This window comes from Rheinheimera gaetbuli (assembly GCF_054781935.1).
Genome location: NZ_BAAGTL010000001.1, coordinates 532780 through 548643, shown reverse-complemented (window position 1 = coordinate 548643; position 15864 = coordinate 532780). Strand labels below are relative to the sequence as shown.

Sequence of the window (15864 nt, the reverse complement as noted above, 5' to 3'; positions counted from 1 at the left end):
GAACTAGTGATTATAACAAAGCGCGGCTTTTCTAGCCAGCCGCATTAGGTCGCAAGCTTTGGTTTTTTGCTTTTCAGCGCCTGCAGCAACAATTTATACTCGTGCCATTCGGCCTTGCTTAGTTGCTGCAGTTTGTCTTTTCGTTCCAGGGCTTCCAGCCGTTGCTGCAGATATTGATCCTCAATTGAATGAAAAGTATCAACAAATTCTTGTGATAATTGTTCTGGTTCAATCTGGTGATCCCAGGCTGCCAGCGTCATTAAAATATTGTGCTCGGGTAAACCGCGCCACTGCTCAATTAACTGTGCCGTGGTTAAATCCGCTTGCTGCAATAAGCGTTGCTGTAGCGATAGCAACAGCCCTATACCGGGAATGTTTGCTTCGGCAAGCTCGGGTGCATCTGGCATTACTCTGGCTAAATTGGGGTACTGTAGCAATAAACCAATAGCCCGGCGCATCGGTGTAATTTTCATGGCGGCCGGTTTTACCCGGTTGCCAGAGCGGTTTAGTGCAGCTTTAGTGCGCTCGCGCGGTTTTCCCAGCAGGTTAGCCAGTTTGTCGCTTAAACTATCACGATAAAATTCGCTGGGAATTTGTTTAATCAATTCCGCCGCTTTAACCGATAAGGCAGACTTTCCGGCATCGGTTGTCGGGTCAAACTCTTGCACCAAATGTTCAAAAAAGTACTGATTCAGTGGCATGGCGTTGGCAACGCGTTGCAAAAACACCGCTTTACCCTCTTTTTGTACCAATGAATCCGGGTCTTCGCCGTCAGGCAAAAACACAAAGTTAAGTTCTACACCGTCTTTAAGCTGTGGCAGGGCGCTTTGCAAGGCACGCCAGGCAGCATCGCGGCCGGCACGGTCACCGTCATAACAGCACACCACACGCGGCGTGTATCGAAACAGCGTATGCATATGGTCTGACGTGGTAGCGGTGCCCAGGCATGCCACCGCAAAGCGAATATCATGCTCGGCCAGCGCGACCACATCCATATAACCCTCAACCACCAGTATTTGTTCTACATGGCCGGGTTGTTGGCGTACTTCGTATAAGCCGTATAACTCGCGGCCTTTATGAAACAAGCGGCTTTCCGGTGAATTTAAGTACTTTGGTGTGCCATCGCCCAGCACTCTGCCACCAAATGCAATAACCCGGCCGCGCTTATCGCGGATAGGGAACATTAAGCGGTCGCGAAAAAAGTCATACTCGCGGCCATTATCATTGCGGTTAATTAGCCGCAGCTCGGTAAGTTGATCGCGCAGTTGACGATTGTTGGCAGGGCTAAGATGCTTTAATAAGCCATCCCAGCTCTCTGGCGCATAGCCCAGGGCAAAATCGGCAACAGTTTTCTCGCTTAAACCGCGCTTACTAATGTACTCACGTACCCGTTGGCTGTCGGGGTGTTGCTGTAATTGTTGTTGATAATAGCTAGCGGCTTGATGCATCAGATTGTAGTCGTCGGCTTGTGCGGTTGGCCGGCTTTTGCCTACGCCTTGTTCGCGCGGCACTTCCAGGTGAAGCTGTTGCGCCAGCTCTTCAATAGCCTCAACAAATTCTAATTGCTCAAATTCCATCATAAAGCTGATGGCGTTACCATGAGCACCGCAACCAAAGCAGTGGTAAAATTGTTTATCCTGACTAACAGTAAAGGAAGGCGATTTTTCGTTGTGAAAAGGGCAGCAAGCAGTGTAGTTTCTACCGGCTTTTTTAAGCGGTACGCGCTGATCTATCAGTTCAACGATATCGGTTCGGGCCAACAACTCGTCGATAAACTGTCTGGGTATTTGTCCTGCCACCTTTTTCCTTCGGCGTTATTCAGAAAAAGACAAACCGTGCCTTGTGAGCACGGTATGCAGATGTCAACAAAGTGAGCTTTTTAACCTGCCTGCGCACAGAAGTGTAACGCAGCGCAGAAATATCGCTCAGCTGATACGTTATTAGTACAGCTTGATGCGACGAGCGTTTTCGCGAGACATTTTCTTCGCGTGGCGCTTAACAGCAGCAGCCTTTTTACGCTTACGGATCCAGGTTGGCTTCTCGTAGAATTCTTTAGCGCGAACGTCAGCTAATACACCAGCTTTTTCGCAAGAGCGCTTGAAACGACGTAATGCAACGTCAAACGGTTCGTTTTCTTTTACTTTAACAACAGGCATTAAATTCTCACCTCAGGGCCAAATTGGTTATCTGTGAACCAATACGATTAAAAATGGTGCGGCATTTTACGCAAAAAGCCAACCCGATGTAAAGCGATTCTGCGATCTAAATCCGATCCTCTGGCTCTGCGTTAGCTAAGCCGCTACAATAGCGCGCTATTCTAGCCAAGTTGAGACAAAGATGCGAGTTTTAGGCATAGAAACTTCCTGTGATGAAACCGGAATTGCCATTTATGATGGCGAGCAGGGTTTATTAAGCCATGTACTGTACAGCCAGATTCCGTTGCATGCCGATTATGGTGGTGTAGTACCTGAGCTGGCATCGCGCGATCATATTCGTAAAACCATACCGTTGATTAAGCAAGCGCTACGCGAAGCTAACTGCGATGCGGCCAGCATTGATGGCGTGGCTTATACTGCCGGCCCTGGTTTGGCGGGGGCATTGCTGGTAGGTGCTGCTATTGGCCGCTCGTTAGCTATGGCCTGGGGCAAGCCTGCGCTGGCAGTACATCATATGGAAGGGCATTTATTAGCGCCGATGCTGGAAGAAACGCCGCCGCCATTTCCTTTTTTAGCGCTGCTGGTGTCTGGTGGCCATACCCAGTTGGTTGCGGTTGAAGGCATTGGTCGCTATGAGTTACTGGGCGAGTCTATTGATGATGCCGCTGGCGAAGCTTTTGATAAAACCGCCAAGCTAATGGGGTTGGATTACCCTGGAGGCCCTTTGCTAGCCAAGCTGGCGTTGCAGGGCGACAATAAAAAATACAAATTTCCACGACCGATGACTGACAGGCCCGGGCTGGATTTTAGCTTTAGCGGCTTAAAAACCTCGGCAGCCAATGTGATTGCCAAAGAAGGCAGTTCTTCGCAGGTGCAAGCCGATATTGCCGCATCATTTCAGCAAGCGGTGGTCGATACGCTGGTGATTAAATGCGAGCGAGCCTTAGAGCAGACCGGCTATAAACGCCTGGTGATTGCCGGCGGCGTAAGTGCCAACACGTCATTGCAACAGCAACTGGCGGCCTTACTTAAACGGCGGGGTGGTGCAGTGTTTTATCCGCGCAAAGAGTTTTGTACTGACAACGGTGCCATGATAGCACTGGCGGGCTATTATCGTTTAGCCGCTGGCCAGCAACAGGATTTAACGATTGGGGTAACACCACGCTGGCCGATGCAGGACTTGCCGGCAGTTTAAACTACTCCCTAATCCGCTTGGATTTATCCCACACTTTACTTTCCTTACGTCGCCATAGCCGGACAATATTCTCGCGGTGGCGCAGGATAATCAGAATGCTTAGCATTAGTACCGGAATGGTATAAAGTGGTTTGATAAACCAGGTAAATAATGGTGCCAGGCTGACGGTAACAATGGCGGCCAGCGAAGAGTAGCCAGTGAGCGCAACAAGAAAAATCCAACTGAGGATCAGCAACCCTGCCAGATCCAGGCCTATCGGCATCATAGCACCGAAGGCGGTGGCGACGGCTTTACCGCCTTTAAAACCAAAAAAAACCGGAAAGATGTGGCCCAGGCAGGCAAAAATAGCAATCAGACCCAAATAAAGCGGCTCGATTTGTAAAAAATAAGAACCCCAAACCGGAATAGTGCCTTTTAATATATCAAACACCAATACCAATACAGCTGGCAGTTTGCCGCCTAAACGCAAGACATTAGTGGCACCCGGGTTGCCTGAGCCATGCAAACGTGGATCGGGTAGCCGGAACAGCTTGCTGACCAGCACCGCCGACGATATGGAACCGCACAGATACGCGGCTAGCATCATAATTCCAATCAGCAGGGTCATTTAGGCGGTTCCTCAGCACCGGTTTTTACGTTAAGATTGCCGCGTATTGTAAAGCCAGCAGAATATAGGGTTTTCGCGGTTTTGCCTATCCGACCAGCCTACCTGAAACCGGCTATATCGCAAAGCGGAATTAACTGAATGGACACCATTTTTATAAAGCAGCTACAAGTTGACACTGTGATTGGCGTGTATGACTGGGAAAAAAATATTCAACAGCGGTTGTTGTTAGATATTGAGCTAAAAACTGATATTCGCCAGGCTGCAGCCGAGGATAATATTGGCCAGACTCTGGATTATGCCGTAATAGCGCAGAGAGTAACGCAGTTAATTACTGCCCAGCCGCTTGAGCTAATTGAAACGGTAGCCGAAAATGTTGCAAAACTGTTGCTAAGCGATTTTTCTACCACGCAAGTTAGCGTTACCGTGTATAAACCCGATGCTTTGTCACAAGCACAAACAGTGGGTGTCAGCATAGTGCGCAGGAGCAACTGATGGCACGCATTTATATCAGTATTGGTAGCAATATTAACCGCAGTTATCATATTCAGGCTGCTGTTAGCATGCTAAAGCAACACTTCGGCCAGTTGCAGCTATCGTCGGTTTATGAAAGCGAGGCGGTAGGCTTTTGTGGTGATGCTTTTTACAATCTGGTGGCCGCTGCCGATACTACGTTAAGCATTGCTAACTGTGTCAGTGTATTTAAGCAAATTGAAGATGCTTACGGCCGGGATCGCAGCAGTGCGCGCTTTAGCGGTCGTACGCTGGATTTAGATTTACTAACTTATGATGACACAGTGTGCCAACAGCCAATTGAACTGCCGCGGGCTGAGATTGGCGAAAATGCGTTTGTGCTTTGGCCGCTAGCTGAACTGGCCCCGGCTGCAGTACATCCGGTGGCGGGTAAAACCTACGCTGCATTATGGCAGCAATATGATAAACAACAAAAACTATGGCCTGTGCCATTTGATTGGGAGTAAGTAGTGAGTACAGTGGAAGTAATCATCCTGGCTATTATTCAGGGCCTGACCGAATTTTTACCTATTTCATCCTCAGCACACTTAATTTTGCCTTCAGCCGTGTTTGGCTGGCAAGACCAGGGTATTGCCTTTGATGTTGCCTTACATGTTGGCACCTTACTGGCGGTTATGTTGTACTTTCGCCGCGATATTGGCCAGTTGACTGTGGGCTGGTTTCAAAGCCTGGGCGGCAAACACAGTACTGACAGTAAACTGGCATGGTGGGTGATCCTGGCGACTATTCCAGCCGGTTTAGCGGGTTTTATTGCAGCAAAAGCCGATTTGGTTGATACGCTGTTGCGTTCGCCCTGGGTTATTGCCTGCACCACTATAGTCTTTGGCCTGGCGCTGTGGTGGGCTGATGCAACGGCAAAACAGCAGCAAGCTATGGATAAGCTAAGCTGGAAACAAGCTTTATTTATCGGTGTTGCTCAGGCGTTGGCAATTATCCCAGGCACCTCGCGTTCAGGTATTACCATGACTGCGGCCATGTTAATAGGGTTGGATAAAGTCAGTGCGGCACGTTTTTCCTTTTTGCTGTCTATTCCTATTATTTTGCTTAGTGGTGGCTACCAGGCCAGCAAGCTGCTGGCTGAACCGCAGCAATATGATGTGGCAGGCATTTTACTGGGTACCTTGCTGGCTTTTGTCAGTGCCTTAATTTGTATTCATTTTTTCCTGAAAATTATTAGTCGGATGGGGATGCTGCCTTTTGTCATTTACCGTTTGGCATTAGGTGTCGGCCTAATTATTTTCCTTGGCTGGTTTGCCGGCTAAGCATTATGCCACTGCTGCTTTTCGGTCTTTATGGCCGCCAGGCGGCAGCGCTGTAACCCATGTTTTATCGCCTCACCGCTCAGGCCCTGTGCCACTAAATCTTTAGCGTTTACCTGCCGCGCCGCGTTTGCCAGTGACTGCAGGTAAGCCGCTTGCGGATACTCTGCCTGTTCAAAGCCGGTACGGCCGCGTAAATCGGCGGTGCAGCTTAGTAAAATATCGTTAAGTCGCTCGGGCTTGCGCCATACATCTATGGCATTAAACAGCTTTAGCACGGTGGCGCTTTTTAGTTCGCGGGCACGGTGAATTATCTGATGATATTCACACACCAGCAACGCCAGCTCGCGACAGTCATTAGGCACGCGTAGCCTGTCGCACAGTTGGTTAATCAGTGGCAGGCCTGTGTGTTCATGGCCATGGTGGGCTGGCCACAGCTCAGCTTTTGTTGCACCTTTACCTAAGTCATGCACCAGTGCAGCAAAACGGATATCCAGCCGGGTTGATAATAACGCTGCTTGTTGCAGTACCAGCATGGTATGCACGCCGGTATCAATTTCAGGGTGCCACTGCGCCGGTTGTGGTACCCCCCAGAGTGCATCCAGTTCGGGCATTAACGCCGCTAATGCGCCGGTGTCGTGCAATAAATTAAAGTAAGCCTGTGGTGTTTGCTCGTTTAAGGCTTTGGCGGTTTCCTGCCACACCCGCTCGGCACTCAAGCTGTGTAATTCGCCACTGTCACTGAGTGTGCGCATCAATGTCATGGTTTCTGCCGCTACACTAAAGCCTAAATGGGCATAACGGGCGTAAAAACGTGCTACCCGCAGCACCCGTAATGGGTCTTCGGCGAAGGCGTCTGAGACATGGCGCAAAATTTTATTTTCGATATCGGCTGCACCGCCAAAGGGGTCAACTAAACTGCCGTCATCGGCTTGGGCAATAGCATTTATCGTTAAATCGCGGCGCAGTAAATCCTGTTCAAGTGTTACATCCGGTGCGGCATAGACGTTAAAGCCGGTGTAGCCTTTGCCGCTTTTGCGTTCGGTACGGGCCAGTGCATGTTCTTCTTTGGTCTGCGGATGTAAAAATACCGGAAAGTCTTTACCGACCTGCTGATAACCTAAATCCAGCATTTGCTGTGGGGTCGCGCCGACTACCACCCAATCACGCTCATGAAATGGATAGCCTAAAAGACTGTCACGTACTGCACCACCTACCAGATATCGTTGCACCGGCTTTCCTGTTTGCTGTTTTTTTGCCATTATACCTGCCGTCTTTCAAAATGCACGGCCGCAACACATGGCGGCGCCTTAACCAGCAGGGAGCAGTATGTATAACGGATTTTTCGGCTTAACCAGTGCGCCGTTCTCCATTGCCCCTAACCCGGATTTTATGTATTTAAGCCCACGTCATGCAGAAGCTCTGGCGCATTTACGTTTTGGTCTGGGCGAAGCCGGGGGCTTTGTGTTACTTACCGGCGAGGTTGGCACCGGCAAAACCACCGTATCGCGCTGCCTGTTGCAAGAGCTGGATGAGCGTGCAGAGGTAGCCTTTATTTTAAACCCGACATTGTCTGAACTGGAGCTATTGGCGGCAATTTGTGATGAGCTGAAAATTCGTTACAAAAAAACCGATGCCAGCTTAAAGTTACTGGGCGATAAAATAAAAGCCCGTTTATTGAAAAATCATGCCGCCGACAAGCACACCTTGCTTATTATTGATGAGGCGCAGCATTTACAGCCGGCCGTGTTAGAACAACTGCGGTTGCTGACCAATTTGGAAACCAATACGCATAAGTTGTTGCAGGTGATATTAATTGGCCAGCCTGAGTTGCAGCAGCTGCTAAAGCGCAATGATTTACGCCAGTTGGCTCAGCGCATTACCGCGCGTTATCACTTGCTGCCGCTGACGCTGGACGAAGTGCGGCAGTATCTGAAATTTCGTTTGCAAGTAGCGGGCTGCAGCCGGCCGGTGTTTAGCGATGGGGCAGTAAAGCGGCTGTTTCAGTTAAGTGGCGGCATACCGCGCTTGGTCAATTTAATGGCCGATAGAGCCTTGTTGGGCGCTTACAGTAAGCAGCAGGCGCTGGTAAATGATAAGCTGGTCTCACAAGCTGCGGCTGAAATTCTGCCACTGTCCGATCACGCTGTAAAAACCGTGCTGCCACGCTGGTTCTGGCCTGTTATTGGCCTTTGCGCTATAGTGCTGGGCTTCGCGCTGGCGATGGTTATTTTGCCGTTACTGGCACAAGGATAATAGCAAAATACTATGTCTATTCTGATGGATGCGTTAAAACAACAAAGCTCGCCACAGCCAGCTGGCCCTGACTCTGCAGCTTTTTGGCGCAAGCTGGCGTTAGTTCTGGCACTTTTAGTGGCACTGCTAAGCGGCGCCTTGCTAGCTTATTGGTTGCAACCAGCGCCAGTACAGCTGTCACCGTTAACGGCCGTGACTGCGGAGCCTGCGAAACCTGCAGATATTCTGGCGGTACTGCAGCAACCACAGCAGCAACCACAGCAGCAACCACAGCAGCCTGAGCCAACGCCGGCGACACCATCGTTAGCTGCGCCGGTTAACCAGCCGGAAAGGTTGGAGCCGGCTAAACCTATGACAACGGTGACCGTACCTGGCAGTAGCGCAACGCTAAATAGTGCGGCACAATCTGCTGAGATAGTCGTTCAGACGTCTGAGCCGGCTGCTGAAATGGCGGTATCGGAAGAGCTGCGGGATAAGTTTTCTCAGGCCTTAAAAGCCACTGCACATGCCAGCAACAACTCAGCTGTTCGAAGCCACAATGCACCGGCACAGGATATCAGCACCTTAGATGCCACAATACTGCGGCAAATTCCGCCATTGCGTTTTGATGCCCATGTTTATGCAACCAGTGCTGCGCAGCGTTGGGTTAAGGTTAATGGTAAAACCTTACAAGAGGGCCAGTGGGTTACTGCAGATATCCGCATTCGTGAAATTACCCAGCAGTATGTGTTGCTGCAGTTGGGTACGCAGTTATTTAGTATGTCAGCGCTAAGTGAATGGCCAGCCAGTTAACACTGCGATTGTGCCATTAATGCTCTAACACAAATTCTTTAAAAAAGCGTTGTATATCAATATTGTACTCGGCAGGGTCGACGGCTGTTTCAATTTTATCCCGGCAGTTTTCTGCTGCCAGATCCAACCGCACAGGTTTAAGATAGTGCCGCTGGCGGGCATTATAAAACACCTTTACTATCGGGTTAGCCAGCTTTGCCGGATTATTCTCCAACACCAACGCTAGTTTCTGGCTTTCCAGTTTTACCAGCGTGCCGGGAGGATACATCCCAACTGCAGCGATAAATTGCGTAACGAGATCGGCATCGAAATGACTCGGGCTGTCTTTACGTAGGATTTTTAACGCTTTAATACCACTTTGACCATCTTTGTAAACCCGGGTTGCTGTAATGGCATCGTAGGTATCGACTATAGCGATCATTCTGGCATGTTGCGAAATTTGTCCGCCGCTGAGGCCTTGCGGATAGCCTCTGCCATCCAGTCGCTCATGATGATTAGCAGCGACATCAATACTGACGGTTGAAATACCCTCGGTTTGCAGCAGGATATCCCGGCTGAACTCGACGTGTTTACGCATCGAAATAAACTCGTCGTCGGTAAGACGACCTGGTTTGTTTAAAATGGCATTGGGTACCTGTATCTTGCCAATGTCATGTAATAAAGCGCCCGTCGCCAGTTGCTCTATTGTATGGTCGTCAAACTTTAAATGCCGGGCAAATACTGTCATCAAAATGGCGACATTAACCGAATGTTCCAGCAAATAAGCGTCTTTATCGCGCATGCGGCTAATGCACAACAGGGCATCCTGATTGCGAAATAATGAATCAATAATGCCATCGGCACAGCGCTGAAAGTCGGCAACATTAATTGGATTACCTTTGGTAATATCATTAAAAGCGCGTTGTTGTAATTGCCGGGCTTCACGGTAGAGGTTTTGTGCTTGTTTAATTTCCTTTGCCAGCGGCAGCCGTTTTATCCGCTCGGCACGTGTTTCCGGCGGTATTGTTGCCGCCATATTAAAACTGCTGTCGTCTGTTTCAGGAGGTTCAGCAATGAGTTGCCGTGAAGGATCAATATGCAGTGTTAGCACGCCTTTTTGTTTTAACAGCTCGATTTGTCCGGGTTGTTTGATCAACCCTTCAACCTTTATCAACCGGCCTCGCGTTTGCGAACCGACACCGACCACATACATACCGCAGACCAACTGATCTATTGTCACAGTAGTTAGCATAGATTTATCATAGAAAAAGCTAATATAAGGTCATACTACTGCTGATAAGGGCGCCAGACAAGTGGTTGAGGGCGAAATGTTAACAGAAATGCCGGCCGGCAATAGCGTCAAAAGTAGTTACGTACATCCAGGCCATATTTTTTCAGCTCGATACAGCTGTCAACCTGCTCTTCCTGCTGGCGTGATAAATCAATGAGTTTTGTCGGGATATGGTGCTGATGAATGCTGTGATAAAACACTTTGACCTTGGGTTGAGTCGGTTTTTTCGGGTTATTTTCCAGCACCAGTGCCAGTTTACCGCTGGCAAGTTTAACCACCGACCCGGGCGGATAAATGCCGATACATTTAATAAAGAGCTGAGATAGTTCGCTATCCAGCTGATGTGGCGTGCGATCAAGCAAACCCCGTGATGCGGCCAGAGGCCCCAGTTTATTGGGCTGATGAGACGTTAGTTTTTCATAATGATTTACGATAGCCAGCATACGGCTACCTTTGTCAATCTGATGAGCACTGATTTTGGGAACGCCGGTGCCATCCAGATGGGCGCAGTGCTGGCTGATCCACAGCGAAACATCACCAGCCAGATTAGTAGTTTTACTCAGCGCAGTCAGGCTGGCAGATATGGCGCTATGGTCTGCTGCCTGCAAGGAATCCGGGAGTATTGCTTTACCAATATCGTGTAGCAAGGCTGCGGTTATCAATGACTGTATTTTATGCGGCGGCAAATTAAGGTGGCGGGCAAAAGCGGCCATATATATTGCGCAATTGATGCTGTGCTGCAGCAGGGTGTCGCTTTGCTCGGCTATGCGGCTTAAACATAACAACACATCCTGATTACGGCTGATAGACTCGGCCAACCCGGCACTCACTTCGTACACCAATGTCAGATCAATGCTGTTGTTGCTTCGCACGGCGTCCAATATCTGGCGCTGTGCTTTATGTGTTTGCAGCAATATGCGCTCAGCTTTGGGTTGCTCATCGCTAAAGAGCGATTTAGCCACCACTTCTGAGGCCGTTTCGGCGCTTTTGTTACTGGTAATTTCAGCAGGTGCCGGGCTATGTAGTTGTTTGTCAGGGTCTATTAACACCACCAGCACGCCTTTTTGGCGTAGCTGTGCCACTGCCTGTGCTGAGCGCACCCAGCCGGCATGCTTAACTATGACGTCGCCATTTTGCCTCAGCACCTGTACTACGTAACTGCCTGGTTGCAAATCGGTGATTTTTACTTCTTGATACGACATCGTGTACTAAGCCAGTTCCTGCTAAAAACAGGGACATAGTATAGCAGCTCAAGCTTAACTATATATTAACAATGAGACAATTTGTCATAAAGTGGCGATGATAGTGCAGCCGGCTAAATATAAAGCCCACCGAAGTGGGCTTTAGCTGTTGTGGCGCAGGTGTTGCCTTAAGCGGGGGTGTCGGCCATTGTCATTAACGACGCATTGCCACCGGCGGCAGTGGTATTAATAGTAATGGTCTTCTCGGTTATTAGCCGTTGTAACAGGCGCTGTCCGGCAGGAGAGGTTATCAGTGGCAGGATCGCACCTTCGCGCGCGGCCAGCAGCTCTGCACATAAAGGTTTAACCGCACTGCTTACTTCAACAATGGCCGCAGCCAATTCAGTATGGGCTAATAACGTGGTCAGACAATCCAGTTTAATCACTGCTAATAGGTGCGCTGGCATTCCTGCGTGTTGCAGAGCCTTAATGCAGGCTTCAGCTTCGGCCAAATCGGCCTCTTCTACTGCAGTAATAACGGCATTGCCTGCAGCCAACGCAGTGATAATGGCGACCAGCCAGTAGCTGAACGAGCTGGTTTCATCGCGCACCAACGCGACAATACCACGTGGGTCCAGCATGAGCATGTTGCTCTCGCCGGTTGGTCCTGGCAGCGTGATCGGTTTTTGCAGCTCGCGCTCTGCCCTGGCCAGCTTTTGCTGAGCCTGCGTTAGTACTTGTTCCAGATCAGGCTCTAGTTTTGTTACTACGCTGTTAGCCGCCAGCGAGGCTAAAAACTGCCGCAATACCGAAGTACGCTGGTTAGTAGTCATGGCTGCCCATTGTTGCTGCGCTGTCGCCGCAGCAGGCATAGCGTAGGCGACAGCACTGCTGGTGGTTTCGCTAAGCAGGCGCTGGCGTTTTTCTGCTGGCAAAGCGGCACAGCTAACATCATGATTGTCCTTTACCAAACGGGTTAAATACAACGGCCCACCGGCTTTAGGGCCGGTGCCAGATAAGCCGCGACCGCCAAAAGGCTGTACGCCAACTACGGCACCAATCATGTTACGGTTAACGTAGATATTGCCGGCTTTAATCTCGCGTGCTACCCGGTCAGTAAACTGCTCTATCCGGCTGTGTACACCCATAGTCAGGCCATAACCGGTGGCATTAATCTGGTTAATAACCTGGTCCAGCTGTTCGGCTTTAAAACGGATAATATGTACTACAGGGCCAAATACCTCGCGCTCCAGCACGGTTAGATCGCTGATTTCGTACAAACGTGGTGCGAAGAAATAATGCCGGTCACCGTCAGGTATAGTGCACTCGTAGTGCAGCGTGGCCTTGTCTGCCAGATACTGCACATGGCTGGTTAGCCGCTCCAGTGCTTTGGCATCGATCACCGGTCCCAAATCCGTGCTAAGCCATTGCGGATCGCCAACATGCAGCTCTGCCATAGCCCCTTTTAACATGGTGATTATTTTGTCGGCAACGTCGTCTTGTAAAAACAATACCCTAAGCGCTGAACAACGCTGGCCAGCGCTTTGAAACCCAGAGGAGATCACGTCATCTACCACCTGCTCCGGCAGGGCGGTTGAATCGACAATCATGCAGTTTTGACCGCCGGTTTCAGCAATAAGCGGCACTGGCTCACCACCACGTTCGGCCAGCTTGCGGGCGATCCAACAGCCGGTTTCGGTAGAGCCGGTAAACATCACGCCCTGAATGCGGCTGTCTGGCACGATATGCTCGCCCACCTGGCGCCCTGGTGCGATAACCAGTTGCACTACGTGCTCTGGCATACCACATTGGCGCATGATGTCTAAGGTACGGACGGCGATTAAACTGGTTTGTTCGGCCGGTTTTGCGACCACGGTATTGCCAACGACTATGGCTGCGGCCACCTGACCTAAGAAAATTGCCAGTGGGAAGTTCCATGGGCTGATACACAGGAATACGCCACGAGCCTGCTGTGGCTGGGCACATAGCTCTTCAGCGCGGGCGGCGTAGTAACGACAGAAGTCAACAGCCTCTCGGACTTCTGCCACACTATCGCCCAGTGTTTTACCGGCTTCTTTTACGCACAGTGCTAACAGCTCATCCCGGTGTGATTCCAGCGCGTCAGCAACACGGCGCAACAGGGCCGCGCGTTCTGCGACATCAGTAGCAGACCAGCTGGAAAAAGCGGCTTCGGCGTGGGTCAGCAATTGCAACATGGCATTTTTATCGGCGTACTGCAGATAACCAATCACTTCATCCAGATTAGCCGGGTTAGTAACGGCGACTGCATCAGCCTGCACCGGTAATTGCCGCACACTGTCAAACCACTGTTGCATGGCCGATTTTACCTGCTCTATCTGGTCTATATCGGTAAGATCGAGACCGCTAGAGTTTTTCCGCTCAGCGCCATACAAATTGGCCGGTAACGGAATTTGCTGGTTACGTTTTTTTGTCCAGCCGCGAACAGTTTCTACCGGATCGCTCAGCAGCGATTCTACCGGGATAGTCTCATCAACAATATTGTTGACGAACGAGCTGTTTGCCCCGTTTTCCAGCAAGCGTCGAACCAGATAAGCTAATAAATCCGAGTGTTCGCCTACCGGTGCATAGATACGGCAAGGAATTTTATCTTTAATGACAATTTCATCATACAGCGCGTCGCCCATGCCATGCAGGCGCTGGAATTCAAAACCGGTGTAGTCGCGGGTCATTTCCATAATGGTGGCGACAGTGTAGGCATTGTGGGTGGCAAATTGCGGGTAGATGCTATCGCGGTAGCTGAGTAATTTTTTTGCGCAGGCCTGGTAAGACACATCGGTGGACGGTTTGCGGCTAAATACCGGAAAGTCGCTGAAGCCTTCCAGTTGGCTTAGCTTAATTTCGCTGTCCCAGTATGCGCCTTTTACCAGGCGCACCATCATTTTACGGCCAACTTTTAGCGTTAAATCACGCAACCAGTCAATAACGTGGCTACCGCGCTTTTGGTAGGCTTGTACGGCTAAACCAAAACCTTGCCAGCCGTCCAGTGCCGGATCGCTGAAGACGCTCTCGATAATGTCCAGCGAGATATCCAGACGGTCGGCTTCCTCTGCATCGATGGTAAAACCAATATCATACGCTTTAGCCGCCAGTGCCAGTTGCTTCACTTTTGGCACCAGTTCTGCCATAACGCGATCACGGTGGCTGAATTCATAGCGAGGGTGAATAGCCGATAACTTTACCGAAATACCCGGGCTGTTAAACGGCCCCCTACCTTTGGCGGCCTTACCGATGGTATCAATAGCGCGCAGATAACTATCAAAGTACCGTTCAGCGTCGGCCATAGTGCGGGCGCCTTCGCCCAGCATATCGTAAGAATAACGGAAGCCTTTGCTTTCCATCTCAGTAGCACGTTGTAATGCAGCACCGATAGTGGTGCCCATGACAAACTGGGCGCCCATGATTTGCATAGCGTAGCGCACCGCCTGGCGGATCACCGGCTCGCCCAAGCGACCGCAAGTGCGCTTTAATAAGCCAAATTGTTGCTTTTGTTGCTCATCAGAGTAGTTAACCAGCTTACCGGTTAACAGTAAGCCCCAGGCCGACGCATTAACAAACACGGAGCTGCTGTTACCCAAGTGTGAGCTCCAGTCGCCTTGTGACAGCTTATCGCGGATCAAACGGTCTGCGGTGGTTTTATCCGGCACGCGCAGCAACGCCTCTGCCAGACACATCAGTACCAGGCCTTCTTCAGTTGACAGTGAAAACTCATTTAACAGGGCATCAACGCCACCTTTACCGACCTGTGCCTGGCGAATGGTCAGTACCAACTGACGTGCGCGCTCCCAGGCCCGGCTGCGGGCATTAACGCCGATGTCGGCCAGTGGCAGCAGGTAATCTAATACCTTATCTTCATCGGCACGATAGAAATCACGAATAGTTTGACGCAGCGGTTGAGTGGCAACCAGGGAACCGTTATACAGCATGACAGTAAGCTTCCTGACAAGATTTGACAAAGCGGCATTCTAGTGAAAAGTCGGCCGCATAGGGTGGTTATTTTTTCGCGTTAACCCTATATAATTCTGCCAATATCAACCAAAACCAGAAAAGTTGCTGCCATGAGTACACCTGTAAAAAGTAAAGGCCTGGACCGGATAGATATCAGTATTCTGGATACACTGCAGCGCGATGGCCGTATAGCCAACGTTGATCTGGCTAAAAAAGTTAATTTAAGCGCCAGCCCCTGTATTGACAGGGTAAAACGGCTGGAGAAAGAAGGGTATATTGAAGGCTATGGTGCCAGGTTAAACGCCGGCAAAATGGGGCTTGGCACCGCGGCCTTTATTCAGGTGACGCTGGATCGCACCACCAGCGAGGTATTTGATCAATTTCGAGATGCGGTAGTAAAAATACCGCAAGTGGCCGAGTGCCACATGGTAGCCGGCGGCTTTGACTATTTATTAAAGCTACGCTTGCCCAGCATGGACGCTTATCGCTCTATACTGGCGATGATTGTTGACCTGCCCGGCGTAGCGCAAACGCATACTTATGTGGTGATTGAACAGGTTAAAAGTGACACCGGCTTACCGGTAAAAACGCAGGAAAGCCCACCGGCGGTGGGCTAAGTGTTATATCAGC

14 protein-coding genes are annotated in these 15864 nt (G+C 50.2%); 7 read left to right on the top strand and 7 right to left on the bottom strand.

What is annotated here, in order from left to right; genetic code table 11:
• Nucleotides 1-44: 44 nt before the first annotated feature.
• The gene (gene dnaG / locus ACYVIC_RS02580; protein WP_460856995.1) at nt 45-1799 is read right to left on the bottom strand and encodes a DNA primase; all 1755 of its coding nucleotides are present in this window, start codon (nt 1797-1799) and stop codon (nt 45-47) included.
• 141 nt (nt 1800-1940) lie between these two features.
• Nucleotides 1941-2156 (bottom strand): 30S ribosomal protein S21, encoded by a 216-nt coding sequence (gene rpsU / locus ACYVIC_RS02575; protein WP_335734930.1) that lies wholly within the window; start codon nt 2154-2156, stop codon nt 1941-1943.
• 181 nt (nt 2157-2337) lie between these two features.
• Here rpsU and tsaD point away from each other — a divergent pair, with 181 nt between their 5' ends.
• The gene (gene tsaD, locus ACYVIC_RS02570) at nt 2338-3351 is read left to right on the top strand and encodes a tRNA (adenosine(37)-N6)-threonylcarbamoyltransferase complex transferase subunit TsaD (protein WP_460856992.1); all 1014 of its coding nucleotides are present in this window, start codon (nt 2338-2340) and stop codon (nt 3349-3351) included.
• A gap of 1 nt (nt 3352) precedes the next feature.
• Here tsaD and plsY read toward each other — a convergent pair whose 3' ends face one another.
• Complete coding sequence (gene plsY / locus ACYVIC_RS02565) at nt 3353-3958, bottom strand: glycerol-3-phosphate 1-O-acyltransferase PlsY (RefSeq protein ID WP_460856990.1); 606 nt, start codon at nt 3956-3958, stop codon at nt 3353-3355.
• 138 nt (nt 3959-4096) lie between these two features.
• Here plsY and folB point away from each other — a divergent pair, with 138 nt between their 5' ends.
• The 3 genes from folB to ACYVIC_RS02550 are packed head-to-tail and all read left to right on the top strand — an operon-like array spanning nt 4097 to nt 5751.
• Nucleotides 4097-4450, top strand: coding sequence for a dihydroneopterin aldolase (gene folB, locus ACYVIC_RS02560; RefSeq protein ID WP_460856988.1), 354 nt, complete (start codon nt 4097-4099; stop codon nt 4448-4450).
• Nucleotides 4450-4935 carry a 2-amino-4-hydroxy-6-hydroxymethyldihydropteridine diphosphokinase gene (gene folK, locus ACYVIC_RS02555; RefSeq protein WP_460856985.1) on the top strand — a complete coding sequence of 162 codons (486 nt, stop codon included), beginning with the start codon at nt 4450-4452 and terminating at the stop codon, nt 4933-4935. Before folB ends, folK begins: the two co-directional genes overlap by 1 nt.
• A 3-nt stretch (nt 4936-4938) precedes the next feature.
• Nucleotides 4939-5751, top strand: a complete 813-nt coding sequence (locus ACYVIC_RS02550) for an undecaprenyl-diphosphate phosphatase (RefSeq protein WP_460856984.1) — start codon at nt 4939-4941, stop codon at nt 5749-5751.
• Here ACYVIC_RS02550 and ACYVIC_RS02545 read toward each other — a convergent pair.
• Complete coding sequence (locus ACYVIC_RS02545; protein WP_460856982.1) at nt 5748-7010, bottom strand: multifunctional CCA addition/repair protein; 1263 nt, start codon at nt 7008-7010, stop codon at nt 5748-5750. The genes ACYVIC_RS02550 and ACYVIC_RS02545 overlap by 4 nt on opposite strands.
• Before the next feature lie 67 nt (nt 7011-7077).
• Between ACYVIC_RS02545 and ACYVIC_RS02540 the strand changes: the two genes are divergently transcribed.
• Entirely contained in the window at nt 7078-8004 is a 927-nt protein-coding gene (locus tag ACYVIC_RS02540; RefSeq protein WP_460856980.1) for an ExeA family protein, read from the top strand.
• A gap of 12 nt (nt 8005-8016) precedes the next feature.
• Nucleotides 8017-8796: a general secretion pathway protein GspB gene (locus ACYVIC_RS02535; RefSeq protein WP_460856979.1), complete on the top strand. Its 780-nt coding sequence runs from the start codon at nt 8017-8019 to the stop codon at nt 8794-8796.
• Nucleotides 8797-8812: 16 nt separating this feature from the next.
• Here ACYVIC_RS02535 and ACYVIC_RS02530 read toward each other — a convergent pair whose 3' ends face one another.
• The 3 genes from ACYVIC_RS02530 to putA form a co-directional block, all read right to left on the bottom strand.
• Nucleotides 8813-10027, bottom strand: coding sequence for an HD-GYP domain-containing protein (locus tag ACYVIC_RS02530; protein WP_460856977.1), 1215 nt, complete (start codon nt 10025-10027; stop codon nt 8813-8815).
• 107 nt (nt 10028-10134) lie between these two features.
• Nucleotides 10135-11268 carry an HD-GYP domain-containing protein gene (locus ACYVIC_RS02525; protein WP_460856975.1) on the bottom strand — a complete coding sequence of 378 codons (1134 nt, stop codon included), beginning with the start codon at nt 11266-11268 and terminating at the stop codon, nt 10135-10137.
• Between the two features lie 167 nt (nt 11269-11435).
• Nucleotides 11436-15212, bottom strand: coding sequence for a bifunctional proline dehydrogenase/L-glutamate gamma-semialdehyde dehydrogenase PutA (gene putA / locus ACYVIC_RS02520; RefSeq protein ID WP_460856973.1), 3777 nt, complete (start codon nt 15210-15212; stop codon nt 11436-11438).
• 132 nt (nt 15213-15344) lie between these two features.
• Between putA and ACYVIC_RS02515 the strand changes: the two genes are divergently transcribed.
• Nucleotides 15345-15851 carry an Lrp/AsnC ligand binding domain-containing protein gene (locus ACYVIC_RS02515; RefSeq protein WP_460856972.1) on the top strand — a complete coding sequence of 169 codons (507 nt, stop codon included), beginning with the start codon at nt 15345-15347 and terminating at the stop codon, nt 15849-15851.
• Nucleotides 15852-15864: the final 13 nt, after the last annotated feature.